Source organism: Streptomyces sp. NPDC046860 (assembly GCF_040645115.1).
GTDB lineage: Bacteria > Actinomycetota > Actinomycetes > Streptomycetales > Streptomycetaceae > Streptomyces.
In genome coordinates this window covers 355,532-373,541 of the sequence record NZ_JBEYXQ010000003.1, presented here as the reverse complement: position 1 = coordinate 373,541, position 18,010 = coordinate 355,532, and the positions used below count along the sequence as shown (strand labels likewise).

Annotated in this window: 16 protein-coding genes and 2 pseudogenes; 11 read left to right on the top strand and 7 right to left on the bottom strand. The window is 71.2% G+C overall.

The annotated features are described in order from the left end of the window. Positions 1–31 precede the first annotated feature (31 nt). The 4 genes from ABZ898_RS07385 to ABZ898_RS07370 all read left to right on the top strand — a co-directional run bounded on the left by ABZ898_RS07385 (position 32) and on the right by ABZ898_RS07370 (position 4,116). Positions 32–787 carry a (Fe-S)-binding protein gene (locus tag ABZ898_RS07385; protein ID WP_361653771.1) on the top strand — a complete coding sequence of 252 codons (756 nt, stop codon included), beginning with the start codon at positions 32–34 and terminating at the stop codon, positions 785–787. Next, positions 784–2,262: a lactate utilization protein B gene (locus ABZ898_RS07380; protein ID WP_361653769.1), complete on the top strand. Its 1,479-nt coding sequence runs from the start codon at positions 784–786 to the stop codon at positions 2,260–2,262. Before ABZ898_RS07385 ends, ABZ898_RS07380 begins: the two co-directional genes overlap by 4 nt. After that, positions 2,259–2,897 (top strand): LUD domain-containing protein, encoded by a 639-nt coding sequence (locus ABZ898_RS07375; RefSeq protein ID WP_361653767.1) that lies wholly within the window; start codon positions 2,259–2,261, stop codon positions 2,895–2,897. Before ABZ898_RS07380 ends, ABZ898_RS07375 begins: the two co-directional genes overlap by 4 nt. 64 nt (positions 2,898–2,961) lie before the next feature. Next, the gene (locus tag ABZ898_RS07370) at positions 2,962–4,116 is read left to right on the top strand and encodes a betaine/proline/choline family ABC transporter ATP-binding protein (RefSeq protein WP_361653765.1); all 1,155 of its coding nucleotides are present in this window, start codon (positions 2,962–2,964) and stop codon (positions 4,114–4,116) included. 15 nt (positions 4,117–4,131) lie between these two features. Here the strand turns inward: ABZ898_RS07370 and ABZ898_RS07365 are convergent, their stop codons facing one another. Genes ABZ898_RS07365 through ABZ898_RS07355 form a run of 3 tightly spaced genes read right to left on the bottom strand, consistent with a single transcriptional unit; the run spans position 4,132 to position 6,418 of the window. Then, positions 4,132–5,073 carry an ABC transporter substrate-binding protein gene (locus ABZ898_RS07365; protein WP_361653763.1) on the bottom strand — a complete coding sequence of 314 codons (942 nt, stop codon included), beginning with the start codon at positions 5,071–5,073 and terminating at the stop codon, positions 4,132–4,134. Beyond that, positions 5,070–5,741, bottom strand: a complete 672-nt coding sequence (locus tag ABZ898_RS07360) for an ABC transporter permease (RefSeq protein ID WP_361653761.1) — start codon at positions 5,739–5,741, stop codon at positions 5,070–5,072. The genes ABZ898_RS07365 and ABZ898_RS07360 overlap by 4 nt, the downstream gene beginning before the upstream one ends. Beyond that, positions 5,738–6,418, bottom strand: coding sequence for an ABC transporter permease (locus ABZ898_RS07355; protein WP_361653759.1), 681 nt, complete (start codon positions 6,416–6,418; stop codon positions 5,738–5,740). Before ABZ898_RS07355 ends, ABZ898_RS07360 begins: the two co-directional genes overlap by 4 nt. 93 nt (positions 6,419–6,511) lie before the next feature. Between ABZ898_RS07355 and ABZ898_RS07350 the strand changes: the two genes are divergently transcribed. The 5 genes and pseudogenes from ABZ898_RS07350 to ABZ898_RS07330 all read left to right on the top strand — a co-directional run bounded on the left by ABZ898_RS07350 (position 6,512) and on the right by ABZ898_RS07330 (position 12,528). Further along, complete coding sequence (locus tag ABZ898_RS07350; RefSeq protein ID WP_361653757.1) at positions 6,512–7,477, top strand: pirin family protein; 966 nt, start codon at positions 6,512–6,514, stop codon at positions 7,475–7,477. A 168-nt stretch (positions 7,478–7,645) separates the two neighbouring features. After that, positions 7,646–7,852 carry a hypothetical protein gene (locus tag ABZ898_RS07345; RefSeq protein WP_361653755.1) on the top strand — a complete coding sequence of 69 codons (207 nt, stop codon included), beginning with the start codon at positions 7,646–7,648 and terminating at the stop codon, positions 7,850–7,852. A gap of 692 nt (positions 7,853–8,544) precedes the next feature. After that, positions 8,545–10,331 (top strand): annotated as a pseudogene (locus tag ABZ898_RS07340) (MMPL family transporter); the annotation flags it as partial. Between the two features lie 5 nt (positions 10,332–10,336). After that, positions 10,337–11,563 carry a glycosyltransferase gene (locus ABZ898_RS07335; RefSeq protein WP_361653851.1) on the top strand — a complete coding sequence of 409 codons (1,227 nt, stop codon included), beginning with the start codon at positions 10,337–10,339 and terminating at the stop codon, positions 11,561–11,563. Next, the gene (locus tag ABZ898_RS07330) at positions 11,560–12,528 is read left to right on the top strand and encodes an SGNH/GDSL hydrolase family protein (protein ID WP_361653753.1); all 969 of its coding nucleotides are present in this window, start codon (positions 11,560–11,562) and stop codon (positions 12,526–12,528) included. The genes ABZ898_RS07335 and ABZ898_RS07330 overlap by 4 nt, the downstream gene beginning before the upstream one ends. Positions 12,529–12,866: 338 nt before the next feature. On the opposite strand, the gene ABZ898_RS07325 is transcribed toward ABZ898_RS07330, so the two are convergent. The 3 genes from ABZ898_RS07325 to ABZ898_RS07315 form a co-directional block, all read right to left on the bottom strand. Beyond that, positions 12,867–13,778, bottom strand: a complete 912-nt coding sequence (locus tag ABZ898_RS07325) for a hypothetical protein (protein ID WP_361653751.1) — start codon at positions 13,776–13,778, stop codon at positions 12,867–12,869. A 213-nt stretch (positions 13,779–13,991) separates the two neighbouring features. Further along, a complete protein-coding gene (locus tag ABZ898_RS07320; protein ID WP_361653749.1) occupies positions 13,992–15,059 on the bottom strand; it encodes a S1 family peptidase in 1,068 nt (355 codons plus the stop codon). 291 nt (positions 15,060–15,350) lie between these two features. Further along, positions 15,351–15,587: a hypothetical protein gene (locus ABZ898_RS07315; RefSeq protein ID WP_361653747.1), complete on the bottom strand. Its 237-nt coding sequence runs from the start codon at positions 15,585–15,587 to the stop codon at positions 15,351–15,353. Here ABZ898_RS07315 and ABZ898_RS07310 point away from each other — a divergent pair. Together ABZ898_RS07310 and ABZ898_RS07305 are read left to right on the top strand one after the other, a co-directional pair. Then, positions 15,572–15,843: pseudogene (locus tag ABZ898_RS07310) on the top strand (alpha/beta hydrolase); the annotation flags it as partial. The gene ABZ898_RS07315 and the pseudogene ABZ898_RS07310 overlap by 16 nt on opposite strands. A 550-nt stretch (positions 15,844–16,393) precedes the next feature. Further along, positions 16,394–16,891, top strand: a complete 498-nt coding sequence (locus ABZ898_RS07305; RefSeq protein ID WP_361653745.1) for a hypothetical protein — start codon at positions 16,394–16,396, stop codon at positions 16,889–16,891. A gap of 248 nt (positions 16,892–17,139) precedes the next feature. Here the strand turns inward: ABZ898_RS07305 and ABZ898_RS07300 are convergent, their stop codons facing one another. Then, positions 17,140–17,868 carry a TetR/AcrR family transcriptional regulator gene (locus ABZ898_RS07300; RefSeq protein ID WP_361653743.1) on the bottom strand — a complete coding sequence of 243 codons (729 nt, stop codon included), beginning with the start codon at positions 17,866–17,868 and terminating at the stop codon, positions 17,140–17,142. Between the last annotated feature and the right edge of the window lie 142 nt (positions 17,869–18,010).

Below are 18,010 nucleotides of genomic sequence, written 5' to 3'. Positions count from 1 at the left end.
CCTGTCCGATCTTCGAGCCCGAGGAGCCGCGATGCGTGTCGCCCTGTTCCTGACCTGTGTCAACGACACGCTCTACCCGGACACCGGCCGCGCCGTGGTGAGACTCCTGAAGCGCCTCGGTGTCGACGTCGACTTCCCCCTGGCACAGACCTGTTGCGGGCAGGCCCACTACAACACCGGCTACCGGCACGAGACGGAACCCCTGGCCCGGCACTTCGCCGAGGTCTTCGGGGAGTACGACGCGGTCGTCACGCCGTCGGGTTCGTGCGCGGCGATGGTGCGGGAGCTGTACCCGAGGCTGGGCGAGCGGGCCCGGGCGGAGGGGCGCGGGGAGGAGCTGGCCGACGTGCTGGCGCCGGTGGTGCCGAGGACGTACGAGCTGACGGAGTTCCTGGTGGACGTGCTGGGCGTCACCGACGTCGGCGCCTTCTACCCGCACCGGGTCACCTACCACCCCACCTGTCACGGGCTGCGCTCCCTCGGCCTCGGCGACCGGCCGCGCCGGCTGCTGGAGGCGGTGCGGGGGCTGGAGCTGGTCGAACTGCCCGGCGCCGAGGAGTGCTGCGGGTTCGGCGGCACCTTCGCGGTGAAGAACGCCGGGGTGTCGGCGGCGATGGGCGCGGACAAGGTGCGCAACGCCGAGTCGACCGGCGCGGAGGTGCTGTGCGCCGCCGACAACTCGTGCCTGATGCACCTGGGTGGCACGATGAGCCGGGCGGGCTCGGCGGTGCGTCCGGTGCACATCGCCGAGATCCTGGCGAGCACGGAGGAGGAACCGGCCCGGTGAACGAGACCTTCGTGGGCATGCCCGCCTTCCCGGAGGCGGCGCGCGAAGCCCTGGACGACAGCACCCTGCGCGGCAATCTGCGGCACGCCACCCGCACCATCCGCGCCAAGCGCGCGGCGGCCGTGGCGGAGGTGCCGGACTGGGCGGAGCTGCGCGAGGCGGGCAGCCGGATCAAGGAGCACACGCTCCGCCGACTCGACCGGTATCTGGAGCAGTTGGAGGAGTCGGTCACCGCGGCGGGCGGCACCGTCCACTGGGCGGCCGACGCGGCGGAGGCCAACCGGATCGTCACCCGACTCGTGCGGGAGACCGGCGAGTCGGAGGTCGTGAAGGTCAAGTCGATGGCCACGCAGGAGATCGGGCTCAACGAAGCCCTGGAGGCCGCGGGCATCCGGGCCTACGAGACCGATCTGGCCGAGCTGATCGTGCAGTTGGGCGAGGACCGCCCCTCGCACATCCTGGTCCCGGCCATCCACCGCAACCGGGCCGAGATCCGGGACATCTTCCGTACCGCGATGGCCGGTTGGGGCCGCCCGGCGCCCGAGGGGCTGTCCGACAGCCCGGCCGAGCTGGCGGAGGCGGCGCGGCTGCATCTGCGGGAGAAGTTCCTGCGGGCCCGGGTGGGGGTGTCCGGGGCCAACTTCATGGTCGCGGAGACCGGCACGATGGTGGTCGTGGAGTCCGAGGGCAACGGGCGGATGTGCCTGACCCTGCCGGAGACCCTGATCTCGGTGGTCGGCATCGAGAAGGTGGTCCCGACCTGGCGTGACCTGGAGGTCTTGCTCCAGACCCTGCCCCGCTCCTCGACGGCCGAGCGCATGAACCCGTACACCAGCATGTGGACGGGCACGGCCGACGGCGACGGGCCGGGGACCTTCCACCTGGTGCTGCTGGACAACGGGCGCACCGACACCCTCGCCGACGAGGTCGGCCGCCAGGCGCTGCGCTGCATCCGCTGCTCGGCCTGCCTGAACGTGTGCCCGGTGTACGAGCGCGCGGGCGGCCACGCCTACGGCTCGGTGTACCCCGGCCCGATCGGGGCGATCCTCAGCCCCCAACTGCGCGGCACCGGCAGCGAGATCGACGCCTCGCTGCCGTACGCGTCCTCGCTGTGCGGGGCCTGCTACGAGGTGTGCCCGGTCGCCATCGACATCCCCGAGGTACTGGTCCGGCTGCGCGAACGGGTGGTGGAGGGCGGCCCGGCGGTGCGCGGCGGCAACCGGGTGACGCTGAGGCCGGCCAGGGGCCACGCGGCGGAACGGGCGGCCCTGCGGGCGGCCCGCTGGACCTTCACCCACCCGCGGGCCCTGCGCACCGGCCAGCGGCTCGCCTCCCGGGCACGCCGTCTGCTCCCGCGCCGCCTGCCGGGACCGGGCGCGGCGTGGACGGCGACGCGCGACCTTCCGGAGGTGCCGGCCGAGCCGTTCCGGGACTGGTGGGAACGCACCCGGGGCGGCGAGGAGGGGACGGCATGAGCGACCGGGAACGCGTCCTGGGCCGGGTCCGGCGCGCGCTGGCGGACGTGCCGGAGGACGACACGCCGTACGACCTGGCGGTCCCGCGCGACTACCTGCGCGAGCACGGCGAGCGCACCGCCGCGGAGACGGTCGCACTGCTGGCGGAGAACCTGGCCGACTACCGGGCCGTCGTGCACCGGTGCGCCGAGGCGGAGCTGCCCGCGCTGATCGCCCGGCTGCTGGCGGCACGGGGCGCCAGGTCCGTACTCGTACCGGACGGGCTCCCCGGGGCCTGGCAGCCCGTCGGCGTGGACCGTGTCCCCGACCGCGCGGAGAGCACCCCGGACGAGCTGGACGCCGTGGACAGTGTGGTGACCGGGTGCGCGGTGGCGATCGCCGAGACCGGCACCCTCGTCCTGGACGGGGGCCCCGGGCAGGGGCGCCGCCGGATCACGCTCGTCCCCGACCACCACGTCTGCGTGGTCCGCGTGCCCTCCCAGGTCGTGGCCTCGGTGCCGCAGGCCCTCGAACGCCTCTCCCCCGCCCGCCCGTTGACCTGGATCTCCGGCCCGTCCGCCACCAGCGACATCGAGCTGAGCCGGGTGGAGGGCGTGCACGGGCCGCGCACGCTGGAGGTCGTCCTGCTGGGCTGAGCGGTGTCATCCCTTCGGTCCGCGGGGCCGGGCGGGGGGCCGGGAGCGCGGCTAGCGTGGGGGAATGATCCGGTTCGAGCAGGTCAGCAAGCGCTACCCGGACGGTACGACGGCCGTGGACGACCTCTCCTTCGAGGTGTCCGAGGGCGAACTCGTCACCCTGGTCGGCCCCTCCGGCTGCGGCAAGACGACCACCATGATGATGGTGAACCGGCTGATCGAGCCCACGTCGGGCCGGATCGTCGTGGACGGCGAGGACATCGCGGGCGTCGACCCGGTCCGGCTGCGCCGCCGCATCGGGTACGTCATCCAGCAGGTCGGCCTCTTCCCGCACCGCACGGTGCTGGACAACACCGCGACCGTGCCGTCCCTGCTGGGCTGGAAGCGGGCCAGGGCGCGGGAGCGGGCCGCCGAGCTGCTCGACCTGGTCGGCCTGGACCCCGGCACGTTCGGCGGACGCTACCCGGAGCAGCTCTCCGGCGGCCAGCGCCAGCGGGTCGGGGTGGCGCGGGCGCTGGCCGCCGACCCGCCGGTGCTGCTGATGGACGAACCGTTCGGCGCGGTCGACCCGGTGGTGCGCGAGCAGTTGCAGGACGAGTTCCTGCGGATGCAGCAGGCGGTGCGCAAGACCGTGCTGCTGGTCACGCACGACATCGAGGAGGCGGTCCGCCTCGGCGACCGGATCGCGGTGTACGGCGAGGGCCGCATCGAGCAGTTCGACACCCCCGGCGCGGTGCTGGGGGCGCCGGCGACCTCGTACGTCGCCGGGTTCGTGGGCGCCGACCGGGGCCTGAAGCGGCTGTCGGTGACCGCCATCGAACCGGACGACCTGGAGCAGCCGCCGGTGGCCCGCCCCGACGAGACCGCCGAGGGCGCCGCGCGCCGGCTGCGCGAGGAGGGGGCGCGCTGGGCGGTCGTCCTGGACGCGGACGGCGATCTGCACGGCTGGGTGGGGCTGGAGGAGCTGGCCGCGGGCGGCACGGTCGGGGAGCTGGCCCACCGCATGACGGCGTGGGTGCCGGTCGGCGCCCCGCTGAAGCAGGCGTTCGGGGTGATGCTCCAGTACGACGCCGGGTGGGTGGCGGTGCTGGACGGGTCCCGGCTGCTGGGCGTGCTGACCCCGGCCAAGCTGCACGAGGCGCTGCGCCGTTCGGTGGACGCGGACGCGCTGGGGGTGGCGCGGGGGCAGGTGCCGTTCGACTCGGTGGCGGACGCGTAGGGCGTTCGCGCCGGGTCACTTGATGAGGCCCTTGTCCTGAAGGTAGGAGCGGGCCACGTCGGCGGGCAGCCGGCGCCAGCTGTCGACCTGCCGGTTCATGTCGGCGAGGTCCTGGGTGGTGAGTACGTCGTTGAGCTTGCCGAGCGCCTTGACGACCCGTTCGCCGCCGGCGCGGGCGCGGTTGACGACGGGGACGATGTAGTCGGCGTTCTGCAGGTGCTTGTCGTCGGCGAGGAGGACCAGGCCGAAGGAGTCGAGGGTGGCGTCGGTGGTGGTGGTCAGCACCATCTGGTCCCGGCCGGACCGTACGGCCTCCTTCGCCGGGGTGGTGCCGACGCCCTTGGGGTCCACGGCGGTGATGTCGATGCCGTACACCTTCCTCAGGCCGGGCGCGCAGTAGGGCCGCTGGACGCATTCGTCGCCCGCGGCGAGGCGCACTTTGAGCCCGGAGGCGCCGAGGTCGCTGAGGGTCTTGAGGTGGTGGCGGCGGGCGTAGGAGGCGCTGACGGCGAAGGCGTTCTGGTCGACGGCCCGGCCCGGCGGGAGGACGGTGAGGCCGCGGGGGGCGGCGAGCTTGCGCAGGTTCCTCATGGTCTCGGCGAGGTCGGGCGAGCCCGCCGGGGGTGCGTCGGGGCCGTTCTCCTTGGCGTTCAGCCAGTCGGCGAAGGTGGCGGCGTACTCGGGGGCGACGTCGATCTGACCGGACTCCAGGGCGGGTTCGTACAGCTCGCGGTTGGCCACGGTGATGAGGGAGGTCTGATATCCGGCTTGGTCGAGGAGCTGGGCGTAGAGCTGGGCCAGCAGGTCGCTCTCGGTGAAGCCGGCCGAGCCGATGGTGAGGTGGTGGCTGTCGCCGGGCGGCGCGGTGACGGCGCCCCGGTTCTCCAGGGAGGGGCCGGAGGCGCACGCGGTGAGCGTGGCGAGAGCGGCGGCGGCCAGGACCGCGCGGCCCCTCACCGGGCGGCCCTGGCCCAGGCGGGCCCGAGCCGTTCCACGACCTCGAAGACGCCCTCCACGAGCAGCGCGAAGACGGCGACGAGGATCGCGCCCGCGACGACCTGGGGCGTGCTGGCCAGGTTGAAGCCGGCGGTGATGATCCGGCCGAGGCCGCCGCCGCCCGCGAGAGCGGCGATGGTGGCGGTGGCGACGAGCTGGACGGCGGCGATCCGCACCCCGTTGAGGATCATCGGCAGGGCGAGCGGCATCTCCACCCGCAGCAGCATCTGCCGCCCGGTCATCCCCATGCCGCGCGCGGCCTGGACCACGCCCCGGTCGACCTCGCGCATGCCGACGTAGGCGTTGGTGAGCAGCGGCGGCACGGCGAACAGCACCAGGGCGACGACGGTCGGCCCCTCCCCCCATTTCCCGACCGGGGTCAGCAGGAGCAGCACCAGTACCGCGAAGGTGGGGACGGCGCGGCCGACGTTGGAGATGTTGACGGCGAGCGCGCCGCCCTTGCCGAGGTGGCCGAGGACGAGCGCGACGGGCAACGCGATGACGCAGCTCACGACCAGGCAGACGACGGTGAGCACGAGGTGCTGCAGCAGCCGGTGCCAGACGCCGTTGTCGCCGGACCAGTGGGCGGGGTCGGCGAGCCAGTCCCAGGTGGAGGCGAGCACGTTCATGTACGGCCCTTTCTCGCCCAGGGGGTGATCAGCCACTGCACTCCGAGGAGGAGCAGGTCGGCGGCGACGGCGATGATCACGCACAGCACGGACGCGGTGAGCACCTGGGCCTTGAAGTAGGTGTTCATGCCCGCGTAGATGAGATTGCCGAGCCCGCCGAAGCCGACGATCGCGCCGACCGTGACCAGGGAGACCGCCGAGACGGTGGCGATGCGCAGCCCGGCCATCGCGGCGGGCAGGGCGAGCGGCAGCTCGACGGCGAGCAGCATCCGCACCGGCCCGAAACCGAGGCCGCGTGCGGCCTGCCGGGTCTCCTCCGGCACCGCGCGCAGCCCGGCCAGGATGTTCCGGACGAGCAGGGTGAGCGAGTACAGCACCAGTCCGGCGACCACGAGGGTGGCGGACAGGCCGTAGACGGGGAGCAGCAGGGAGAACATCGCCAGCGAGGGGATCGTGTACAGGACGGTGGTGACGCCGAGCACCGGTCCGGCCGCCCAGCCCCAGCGGCGGGCGAGGACGGCGAGCGGCAGGGCGACGGCGAGCCCGATGAGCACGGACAGCGCCGTCAGCGCCAGGTGCTGTCCGACGGCGTCGAGGAGGATCTGGCGGCGGCTGCTCAGATAGGCGCCGCAGATCCACTCGTTGCGCGCGAGGCAGTCGTCCGGAGCGGCGGTCACCCGTCCATTGCACCGGCCGCGCGGCGGGTCGGCGCGCTGTGGTGGCCCGTACGGGGGCCTCCGGCCGGGGGGCGGGGCGCTAGGTTGGGCCGCATGAGCAACCTTGACCTCGCGCCGGAGCCGCGCGCCTGCGGTGGCCGTGGATTCGTCGTCGCCGAACCGGTCCGCGAACTGCTGAGCCCCCGCGCGGTGAAGCTCGGGGAGTCCACCGAGGTCCGCCGCCTGCTGCCGAACCTGGGCCGCCGCATGATCGGCGCGTGGGCGTTCGTCGACCACTACGGTCCGGACGACATCGCGGACGAGCCCGGAATGCAGGTGCCGCCGCATCCGCACATCGGCCTGCAGACGGTGAGCTGGCTGCACGAAGGCGAGGTGCTGCACCGGGACTCCACCGGCAGCGTGCAGACCATCCGCCCGCGCGAGCTGGGCCTGATGACGGCGGGCCGGGCGATCAGCCACTCCGAGGAGAGCCCCCGGCCGCACGCGCGGTACCTGCACGGTGCCCAGCTCTGGGTGGCCCTGCCGGACGAACACCGCCACACCGAGGCGCACTTCGAGTTCCACGCGGACCTCCCGACCGTCACCGCGCCCGGCCTCACGGCCACGGTGATCCTGGGCTCCCTGGACGGCACGACGTCGCCCGGCACCACGTACACCCCCCTCGTCGGCGCCGACGTCACCCTCGCCGAGGGCACCCGCACCCGCCTCCCGCTGGACCCCGACTTCGAGTACGGCGTCCTGTCGATGTCGGGCGAGGTCCACGTCGACGGCGTCCCGGTCACCCCGGGCTCCATGCTCTACCTCGGCTGCGGCCGCACGGAACTCCCCCTCCACGCCGACTCGGACGCCTCCGTGATGCTGCTGGGCGGCGAGCCGTTCGCGGAGGAGCTGATCATGTGGTGGAACTTCGTCGGGCGTACGCAGGAGGAGATCGAGGGGGCTCGGGAGGAGTGGATGAGGGGTTCGCGATTTGGGGAAGTGAAGGGGTACGACGGGCAACCCCTACCCGCTCCCCAACTCCCGCCCGTCCCGCTGAAACCACGAGGGCGAGTGCGCTGAACTGGCGTTTCCCGGCACGGGAGCAAGCGCAGCCGGACGGGGGCACACGCCTCACCGTGACCGTTCGCACCGCATAAGCAAACGGCTATCCAGCCACTCTTTTCACCCACCCCCGAAGCGCAAGTTTCGCCAGGCTCAGCCGCCCTTGCTCGGACTGATACTGACCCAATGCTGACTTTGCTGACGGCCAGTCAGGCGACTACGGAAGGCCCCAATCGCGCCTCCCGCACTCTTCCCGGGGTCGAGGCCGGTCGTGGCGGCACCCATGTTGCCCACGGCCTTCTTCCCGCTGGCCAGCCGTTTGTCGACCTTGGCGTGACGGTGATGGTGACGCGACGCTGGTTTCCGCTCGTGTCCTGGTGGGTGATCTCGTAGGCCGGGCCTTGCCTGAGGGCTTGCTGTCCTCTGTGCTGGTGTCGCAAGCGGCGAGCGCGGCGTACGCGGTGATGACGGTCAGGACTGCGGTGGTGCGGTTCATTGGTCCCCCCAGGGTTGGTGCAATGCGCTTCGGTGTGGGACGCGTGAGCACCCTGTGATGGTTGCACGGTGGGAAACGGGCAAAGGTCCGCTGGGGATGTGACGAACACTCAGTGGGTGGCGTGTGTCCGGGTCTACCGGTGACGTGACCACTTACAGATGTCGGGACAGCTACAGCGCACCTCTCGTGCGCCGGCGGTGCGCATTCACCAGCCCGAACGCAATGAGCCTGCAGGGCTTGTCGGTGTGGGTGTCGGTGTCGGTGTCGGGAACACGGTCAGTTCAGCCGCGGTACGCCTGCAGCGTTCGGGCGGAACAGCCCACGTCGTCCCACAGCAGATCGGCCACGGCGCCATGCTGCCCGGCTCCCTGGCCCAACGCACCCCCGTTTCCGTTGACCAAATACATAGAGGCACCCACCGCAGGCGAGCACGCACCCGCGACTCCTCTTACTCCCGGGGGAGTAATCCGCACCGCCGGCCACCCCAGGCAGTACCCGCAGGCTCCCCCTCCTGTCCGACGCAAACCCCTGCCTGTGCCGGAAGGCTGACAGCGGAAACGGTAGTTGTCGTAGCGAGGGAGATCTGCTCATGACGGTCGGGAAGACATCCACGAAGGGCGTGGGACGGAGGCGGGCCGTGCCCTGGACGCTGCTCGGGCTATGGGTGGCCATGCTCGCGCTGGTCGGCCCGTTCGCGGCGAAGCTCGCCGACGTGCAGCACGACCGGGCCACGGACTACCTGCCCTCCAGCGCCGACTCGACCCAAGTGGCCCGGATACAGGACGCGCTGCCCGGTGGCGAGAGCACCGAGCTGGTGATCGTGTATCACCGGGGCGGCGGGCTGAGCGTCGACGACCGGCAGGTGGCGGCCGGGCAGGTCGAGGAGATCGCCGAAGCGCATGAGCTGGTCGGCGGGGCGCCCGAGGGGATTCCGTCCGACGACGGTACGACCCTCATGTACCCCGTCGTCAGCAACGAGCCCGGGAACGACGAGAAGCTGCGGGACGCGCTCGTCGAGGACGTCCGGGGCATGGTCCGCGGCCAGGACGGGCTGAGCGTCGAGGTGGGCGGAACCGGAGCGCTCGGCACCGACGCCGGGAAGGTCTACGACTCACTCGGCGGGCCATTGCTCTACACCACCGTCGCTGTCGTCGCCGTCCTGCTGATCCTGATCTACCGCAGCCCGGTGCTGTGGCTGGTGCCGCTCGTCGTCGCCGGCATCGCCGACTACACGTCGATGGGCGTCGCGTACGGGCTCAACCAGGCCTTCGGTACCACCGTCACGGGCCAGAGCTCCGGCGTGATGACGATCCTCGTGTTCGGGGCGGGCACCGACTACGCACTGCTCCTCGTCTCTCGCTACCGGGAGGAACTGCGGCGCGTCGAGCGCCCGTACGAGGCCATGGTCGCCGCCCTGCGCGGTTGCGGGCCCGCCGTGCTCGCCTCTTCCGGCACCGTCGCCGCCGGCCTGCTGTGCCTGCTCGCCGCCGATCTCAACAGCAGCCGCGGCATGGGCCCGCTCGGCACGGTCGGTGTGCTGTGCGCGCTGATCGCGATGCTGACACTGCTCCCCGCCGTCCTCGTACTCGTCGGGCGGCGGGTCTTCTGGCCGCTCGTACCGGCTTACGGCAGCGAACCCAAAGAGCGGCGGAGCCTCTTCGCCGCGATGGGCGACTCCGCCGGACGCAGGCCGCTGACCGTGCTCGCGACCGGAGTCGTCCTGCTGGGCGCACTCGCCCTCGGCATGCTCAACCTGCCGGGACCGGTCAAGCAGGAGGACTCCTTCGTCACCAAGCCGGAGGCCGTCACCGCCATGGAGACCCTCGCCAGGGCCTACCCGAGCGCGGCACCCTGCCCATCGACGTGATCACCCCGGCGGACCGCGCCGAGGGGACCCTCGCGGCGATCCGGGACACCCGGGGAGTCGAGAGCGCCGAGAAGGGCCGTTCCGTAGACGGCTGGACCGAGATCTCCGTGATCGCGAAGGACACACCCCAGTCGGCGGGAGAGACCGCCACCATCAAGTCCCTGCGCGGCAAGCTGAAGGGCTCCTACGTCGGCGGGGACAGCGCCCAGCAGATCGACCTGGAGGACACCAACCGCCGGGACACGAAGATCGTCGTACCCCTGGTCCTCGTCTCGGTGCTGCTCATCCTGTTCGTCCTGCTGCGCAGTCTCGTCGCGTCGCTCATCCTGGTGGCCGCCGTGGTCGCGGTCTGGGGCGCGTCCCTCGGGATCGGCGGGCTGGTCTTCGGGCCGGTCCTCGGCATCAAGGGAACCGATCCGGGGCTCGGGCTGCTGTCCTTCGTGTTCCTCGTCGCCCTCGGCGTCGACTACGGCATCTTCCTCATGCACCGGATGCGGGAGGAGTCCCTGGCCCGCTGCGCGTCGTCAGGCTCGCCAACTTCGTCGCCCCGGCCTCCGGCGGCCTGCGCACCGCCGTGCGCGAACTCGGCAAGGGCTACCGGGCCGCGGGACACGAACCGGTGCTGGACGTGCCGTGCGCGCGGTACACCGACCGTGACAGCGAGCAGGGCCGGATCATCACGCTGCCCGGCCCGCTGCTGCCCGGTACCGGCGGCTACCGTGTCCTGGCCGACCGGCGGCGCGTGACCCGCGTCCTTGAGGAACTGGCGCCGGACCGCCTGGAGGTCTGCGACCGGACCACCCTGCGCTGGACCGGCCGCTGGGCCCGGCGCGCCCGGGTGCCCGCCGTGATGGTCTCCCACGAGACGGCCAACGGCGTGCTGCGCACCTGGGGGCTGCCGGAGCACATCTCCCGGCGCGCCGCCGACTCCCTCAACCTCCGCACCGCGCACGCCTACACGCGCGTCGTGTGCACCACCGAGTTCGCCGAGCGCGAGTTCGTACGCATCGGCGCGCGCAACGTCGTACGCGCCTCGCTGGGCGTGGACCTGACGGCCCGCCATCCCGCCCTGCGCGATCCCGGCCTGCGCGTGGCACACGCGCGCGCCGGGGAGGCGCTGCTCGTCATGTGCTCGCGGCTGTCCGTGGAGAAACGCCCCGGCACCGCCCTGGACGCCCTGGACATGCTGCTGCGCCGAGGGCGCCGGGCGGTGCTGGTGGTGGCCGGGGACGGGCCGTTGCGGACCCGGCTGGAGCAGCGGGCGACCGAGCGAGGTCTGCCCGTGCGCTTCCTCGGACACGTCTCCGACCCCGCCGTTCTCGGCGGGCTCCAGGCCTCGGCCGACGTGTGCCTCGCGCCCGGACCCGCCGAGACCTTCGGGCTGGCCGCACTGGAGGCCATGGCCTGCGGGACGCCCGTCGTCGCGAGCGCGTCCTCCGCGCTGCCCGAAGTCATCGGGGCGGCGGGCGCGGTGGCGGCCGATCACGGCGAGGCGTTCGCGGACGCGGTGGAACTGCTCCTGTCGTGTGCCGAACCCGTACGACGGGAGGCCGCACGCGCGCGTGCCGAGTGCTTCGGCTGGCCGGCGGCGGTGGACGCGTTCCTGGCCGCGCACGACGCGGACGCGCCCGCCCGCACCGGCGCCTCCGGCCTTTCCGCGCCCGCGTCGGACGCCGCGGGTGAGGGCGTGCTGGATGAGGGCGGCCCGGGCCGTCCTGTCGTCCGGGAGGGCGCCGTATGAGACCCGTGCGGTTCGTGGCCCTCGGGGACTCGCTCACCGAGGGCGTGGGCGACCCCGTGGGCGACGGCCGGCGGGGCTGGGCCGCGCTGCTGGCCGGCGGACTCGCGGCGGCCCCGGGGCGCGTGGAGTTCAGCAACCTCGCGGTCGGCGGGGCGCAGACGGAGGACGTGCTGGACCGTCAGACCCCCGCAGCGCTCGCCCTGCGTCCGGACATCGCGTCCGTGCTCGTCGGGGTCAACGACACCCTGCGCGCCGGCTTCGACATCCACGCGGTGACCGTCCGCCTCGACCGCGTCTACGCCGCCCTCACCGGATCCGGCGCCACCCTGCTCACCGCCTGCCTGCCCGACCCCGGCGCGATGCTCGGACTCCCCGCACCCCTCGCCCGCCCCCTGGCCCGCAGGCAACATGCGGTCAACACGGTCGTGCACGCGCTGTCCGACCGCTACGGGGCGGTGCATCTGCACATCGGCGACAGCGGGTGGCTCGCCGACCGTTCCCTGTGGAGCGCCGACCGGCTGCATCCCGGCGAACGCGGCCACCGTCAGCTCGCCGTCCGCTTCCACGGCCTGCTCACGGAGTCCGGCGCCGCCACCGGGCCCCCGCCGTCCCCCGAGCCCGGCGCCCCCGCGCCGGGCCGGGCGGCCGGTCTGCTGTGGCTGGCCACGGCCGGCACCGCCTGGGTGGCCCGGCGGTGCACCGATCTGTTGCCCCAACTGCTGAGGCTCGCCGCCGAAGAAATGCGCCACGAGGCGCGGGGCACCACCGGCCACCTTGACCTGGGCGCCTCGGCCGCCGTGGCCGAGGCGCTGGCCGTTCTAGGGGGCGTCTCTTCGAACGTCGTGGATCTGGCCGCAGCGTCCCGTGCGGTGCCTCGGCGTGCGGCCCGATCGTCCTCGTACTGGGCGAACGCGGGTGATCCCGCCGTGCGGCGAGGTGCCGTGCCGGACGCCGCGGACCCATGAAGGTTGGGCAGACGCCCCCTAGGCAGATTTGTTTGGATCACCGTGCGGACCAGAGGAAGATGCCCGAAATATGGAGTCCGGCCAGGCATATGGTCGCGGTCTCCGCGTAGCGGGTGGCGAGCCTTCGAGCGTGTACGAAGCGCTGAGGAAGATCACGGCTCCAGCCACGAGCCAGAGGACCGACGCCCCCGAGCGGTACTCACGAACGCCGAGAACGAGCAGCATCCTGCTGCCAAGGACGCCGAAGGCCGAGATCAGAGCACTGATGCGGTCAGTCACACGAGCATCGATGAAGGTTCGATGGCACGGGGCGACTGGAAGGCTGGATGACAGTGCGCTCACGTCCAGCTCGGCGCCCTCCCCCTGGGGTCTCCGAACGGCACGGGGCGACCGGTGAACGCGTCCAGGAGGAGGCGGTCACCGATGGGCCGCGAGAGTGTGACCTTCACGCCCTGCTCGATCATTTCGGCGGTGCATGCGCCGCTCTCAGGTGCCTTGACCGAGGCGTACAGGACGACGCTCTCGCCGGTCTCGAGCGCTTTGACGACGGGGCCGTCGTCGCAGGATCCGTGAGTGGCCCTCACCGTCACGGAGCGGCCATCGGCCGCCGTTCCGGCTAGCCGGGCGACGTTCCTGAGACCGCCAGCAGCCCCTTGCCGGGCAGGTCCGATCGGCGACTCGGGAAGCTTCGAAGGGGTGACGGCAACACGCACCAGTGGGGTGTCGTAACCCTCCAGTGTGAACAGCCATGCGGGCACGGCCGCGTTGCCGCGGCTTGTCACGATGGTGGTGCTGCCGAGCCGGGCCCCGGTCACGGTCAGGTGAGGTCCGGCGCTGCGGTTGAGCGCGAACGACTCGTAGGCCTTCTTCGCCCCGATCAGCGGGCGGTTGAGGGTCTTCCCCTCTCCCCAGTCCACCTTCCCGAGGGCGGAGGCCGTGCTGGGCAGATCGCCGCCCAGGACGAAGTTCTTGGTCTGGAAGGCTCGCTCGTCCGCCGTACTGCGCCAGCCGGATGACGGGTTCTGCACCGCGTCGGCCATCGGGTAGTAGCGCCGCGCCCAGGCGGCGGCCGGTGCGGATCCCCGCCAGGCATCCGCTACCTGGCGGGCGCGTTCCTCCTGCACGCGTAGCGACTGACCGTTCGCACGGCCCTCGTCCGCGGGCCGGTCATCGCCGCAACCTGCGAGGAGGCCCGTGCTCAGGAGCGATACCAACAGCATGCGGACGGAGCGCTTGGGTCGCGTACCCATGAAGTCCTCTGTGGCGATCGATAGGAGATTTGGCTTGAGGAACGCAGGGTGCAGGCAATCTTCAGCGCACGACGCTGATCCACTCCCACACCTTCGATGCGGAGGAGCGCATCTGGGTTCACTCACAGCCTCTCGCCGACCGCTGCGTCCGCATCGGTGTCGCGGGCGGACGGCGAGAGGGGCGTCCGTGGCCTAGTAGACCTTCAGGCCTTTTCAGGAGAGCACCTTGTAGACCGGCTCGTAGAAGCTGGAACGGTCCGCCTGGCTGTCCGAGTCCCCGCAGGGCTGGTCGGCATAGCTGCCGCCCGAATTGATGCCCAGTGCCGTCTCATCGCTGAACAGGGGGCCTCCGCTGTCACCATGCACGGTGCAGTTGCTCGCCTCGATCATGTGACGCAGCGTGGTTCCGTCGGTGTAGGTGACCGTCGCATCCGTTGCCAGCACCATGCCCACGCGGTCCTGGCTCATGGTTCCCACGCGCTTGACCTTCTCCCCGTCGAACGCGGAGGCGGAGCGCGAGAAATGCCCTTCTGAGCCATCCCGGTACTGGATGGTTCCGTACGGGGAGACGTCGCTGTTGCTGTACTCCACGACTCCATAGTCGGACTGGTTCACGTCGTTGCCGTAGGCCCAGTCGATGGCCCTTCCGAGGGGGATGCTCCCGCTCCTGCGGCGCCAGGTGACAGCGCCTCCCTCCATGCAGTGGCCGGCGGTCAGCATGTACTTCTTACCGCTGGAGTTCTGCACGTTGAATCCGGCGGTGCAGGTCTTGGTCCAGTTCGTTCCACCTGACGTGAAGTCCGATTCGATGCCGAGGCCGCCGCGCATGTCGTAGGCGGTCGATTCGAGACAGCCGGGGTGTTCGGTTATGTCGACCGCGTCCCCGAATCCTGCAGCGGTCTTCTCGATCCGGGACCTGTCGGCGCCGGAGACCCCGTCGTAGAGCTTTACGGTCACCCGGTTGCTGGTCTCATCGATGCTCCAGGCGGTGTTGGGTATCCCCGCCAGCCGATCCAGTTCCGCCTTGGCGGAGCTGAGCTCGGCCGCGCTGTGTTCAACGACCTCCGCTGCCGCCCCGGCGCTCCGGACGGTCTCTGCCGCGGCCTGATCGGTAACAGCGACAACGAGCCGTTCGTCCTGGTAGTAGACGCCAGCTGTGCGCTTGCTGCCCAGCTGATCGGCGATCGCTGCCGCCTGCGCCGGATCGGTGAGCGGTGCCGGCGCCGCCTGGGCGACGGTGAGTGTGGTCAGCGTGAGAACCCCGCCGACCGTCGCCGCCACGATGCCCCGGTATGCGCGATGACGTCTTCGCATGTAAGCCCCCTGCTTGCCGAACCCGGATTGCGCTCCCTGTGATCGACGCGCTCGGCGAGACTCGCGACAGCAGATGACTGCCACATGAATGAGACATGACAAGTTCGTTCGCTGATTTCATTTGGCTCGAAGCATCAAGCCGCGGCCGGAAGAGGCCGATGAACTTCGAAGAGACGTGCAACACCCGATGCATTCGCCGCTCCGCACGCAGGCACTCGCCCCCGCAGGAATGCACGTTCGCGGCGCAGTTCAGGCAGTTCACCGAGCCTGGGCGACGTCCGCTCGGCGTCCTGCCGTCGCGGCCAGCGCCGACGCCAGCAGGAACGCCACCGCCGCGATGACCGCGGACGCGTCCAGGCCATCGATCGTGCCGCCCGTCGAGGTGAGGAGTGCGCCGAAGAGGGCGACACCGATGGCGCAGCCCACCTGGCGGGACACGTTGAACACCGCTGACGCCACGCCCGCCCAGCCGCAGTTCGCCCGCGCCGCTGTCACTGACCGACGACGAACTGCGCACCATCCGCACCCCGCTGTACCTCGCCCTGGGCAAGCGGAGCCTGCTCGTGCACCCCGAACGGCAGGCAGAGCGCGTACCGCGGCTGATCCCGGGAGCCCGTGCCGAGATCGTCGCCGACACGGGGCACAGCCCCTCGACCGATCATCCCGAACTACTGAACGCACTGATGCTGGGCTCATGGACGACATCGACCGCCTCGAGACCGCCACGGATCAAGGCAGCGGCAGCCGGTAGTCCCTCGGCGCCTCTCCCCGACGCCGACCCTGGACCGGCAGGGTCGTCGGACGGTCGAAGCGAACACGGAGGAGTGCAAACGTTGCGGCGAAGATCTGTGCCATGGCCGGCCCTCGCCGCATCAGTCACCCGATCGGCCTCGGACCTCGCCTCCGGGGCCTCGCGTGAAGGAAACGAGCCGCCGGACCTCGCCCCCGTCGGCGTCCGGAGCAAAAGGGTCTGCCGTCCGCAGCGGCCTCCGACCGCCTGTCCTCTCCACCGGCGTTGACGCTCGGCGCGGGAACCGGCACCGAGTACAGCGTTGCCGGACCCTAGTCGGCACGGCCACCCGAGCCGACGAGGGTGCCAAAGTCCGCCGGTGCGGGGCTGGAGACAAGGCCAAGCTGTGCTTGACTCCGACCAAACGCTGCCGGAGAGCAGGCGGCTTCGGCACGGGGTTCGTTCTGACGCGGGCGGCAGTGTCAGCGAGCGGGCCGTCAGCGCCTGGATCCACCCAGAACTCCACATCCGGCAGCAGCATCCGTCCCATCCTGTTTGGGATCATGACCGCATGGACTTCGACCTCACCCCACCAAGCGGCGTTGGCCCACTGCGGATAGGCATGAATCGGCAATCGGCCAACGCGGCACTGGACTCGCTCCGCGACCTCTCCGCGGTCTCGGAGTCCGACCGGCCCGGTCAGCACGTCTTCCGTCCCAGTGGGCTGATGGTCAGCATCCACTGCATGCGGGACCGGCTCGAAGCCGTTGAGTTCTCGAGGCCGTCGGCTCGGACAGACCAGGTCCTCTTCCGGGGGCTGGACGTGTTCGCGATCCCGGCCAGCGAGCTGGTGCAACGCATGGGCGAGTACACCTCGATCGAGGAAGACCCCGACGACCCAGCGTGTTTAGTCGCCCCTGACCTGCTCCTGAGCTTCTGGCGCCCGGTCGCAGCGGACGACGAGCCAGAGGAAGAATCGGGCTACTACTTCAGTACGGTCCTGCTGGCACGGCCCGGCTACTACGACACCCCCGCCCAGGCCGCGGAGCGACTCCAGCAGAACTCGTGACGGTCCGGTCAGGGTGCCAGCAGCACTTGTTTCCGCAAGAGGCTGAAGTGGCTCTGTACACCAGGTTCTCGCGAACAGAACCACTCGGCGTTCCGGGATGTGCGGGACCGGCGCGGTCGGTGTGTGGGTGACAGGCGGCAGACCGTGCGGCGCTGCCCGGCTCGCTCCCACCGTCAGGGCGTGGTCGAAGGCGGCCTCACCGCAGATGACCTCTGGGTGGGGTGGATCGCGCTGGTGTGGTTTGCGGGTCAGTGGCGGTTGGGTGCCTCGTACTGTTCGGCCAAGCCCAGGTTGCTCATGATGTCCCGCATGAGTTGTTCGAACATGGGTTCCTGGTCGCCCAGCAGTGGTGAGAAGTGGCCGAAGGCTTCGAGGGTGACCTGGCCGTACAGGGCGCGCCAGCAGTCGAGCATGACGAGCGCTGCCTCAGGGGGGAGGGGAAGACCTGATGCGGTCGTGTATTCGTGCATCTGCTGGAGCAGGCGCGGTTCGAGGTTGTGGGTGGAGGGGGCGAGGTAGCCGCGGACTGCCCAGAGTTCGACGAAGGCGGGGCCCCATACTCCGGCCAGTCGCAGGACCCACCGGGTGGTGACGGCTGCGTACTCGTCGCCGGCTGCTTCGGTGGGGGTGCCGAAGAGGAAGCAGAATTCGCGTCGTCGGCCGATGGCCCAGGAGCGCAGGACCCGGCTGGGCGCGATCATGCGCATCGCGAAGTTGTCGGCAGCGTATCGGCCGGCGGCTTCCGTCAGCTCGGCCACCAGGTCGTCGACGATGTCGTCGGCGACCTGGGCCAGGATGTCGGGCAGTCCGCGGTCGAAGTGGTGGTAGAGCGCGGCGGGCGTGACGCCGACCTTCTGCGCCACCTGCGTGAGCGTCAAGGCTTCCACTCCGTGCTCCACGACTATGAGGCGGGCTGCTGCCAGCACGTCAGCGCGTAGTTCGGCGCGCAGACGGGCGCGTCGCCCTCCTGCTGCCACCAGCGGGCCCCCTTGTCGTGGAGTGGACTGCCCGGGACGCGGCGCGTGCGCGGTGTCCCGGGCCGACCCTACCGGCAGCGTGGTACCAGCTGACGCTGTCTTTCGTGTCGCACATTGGTCCGCACGTGGTGCCGGCCGTCGA

Excerpts from the sequence above, each read along its gene's own strand:
- ABZ898_RS07330 (WP_361653753.1), top strand. The coding sequence starts at position 11,560 with ATGAGACCCGTGCGGTTCGTGGCCCTCGGGGACTCGCTCACCGAGGGC.
- ABZ898_RS07370 (WP_361653765.1), top strand. The coding sequence starts at position 2,962 with ATGATCCGGTTCGAGCAGGTCAGCAAGCGCTACCCGGACGGTACGACG.
- ABZ898_RS07305 (WP_361653745.1), top strand. The coding sequence starts at position 16,394 with ATGGACTTCGACCTCACCCCACCAAGCGGCGTTGGCCCACTGCGGATA.
- ABZ898_RS07375 (WP_361653767.1), top strand. The coding sequence starts at position 2,259 with ATGAGCGACCGGGAACGCGTCCTGGGCCGGGTCCGGCGCGCGCTGGCG.
- ABZ898_RS07350 (WP_361653757.1), top strand. The coding sequence starts at position 6,512 with ATGAGCAACCTTGACCTCGCGCCGGAGCCGCGCGCCTGCGGTGGCCGT.
- ABZ898_RS07325 (WP_361653751.1), bottom strand. The coding sequence starts at position 13,778 with ATGGGTACGCGACCCAAGCGCTCCGTCCGCATGCTGTTGGTATCGCTC.
- ABZ898_RS07345 (WP_361653755.1), top strand. The coding sequence starts at position 7,646 with ATGCTGACTTTGCTGACGGCCAGTCAGGCGACTACGGAAGGCCCCAAT.
- ABZ898_RS07385 (WP_361653771.1), top strand. The coding sequence starts at position 32 with ATGCGTGTCGCCCTGTTCCTGACCTGTGTCAACGACACGCTCTACCCG.
- ABZ898_RS07360 (WP_361653761.1), bottom strand. The coding sequence starts at position 5,741 with ATGAACGTGCTCGCCTCCACCTGGGACTGGCTCGCCGACCCCGCCCAC.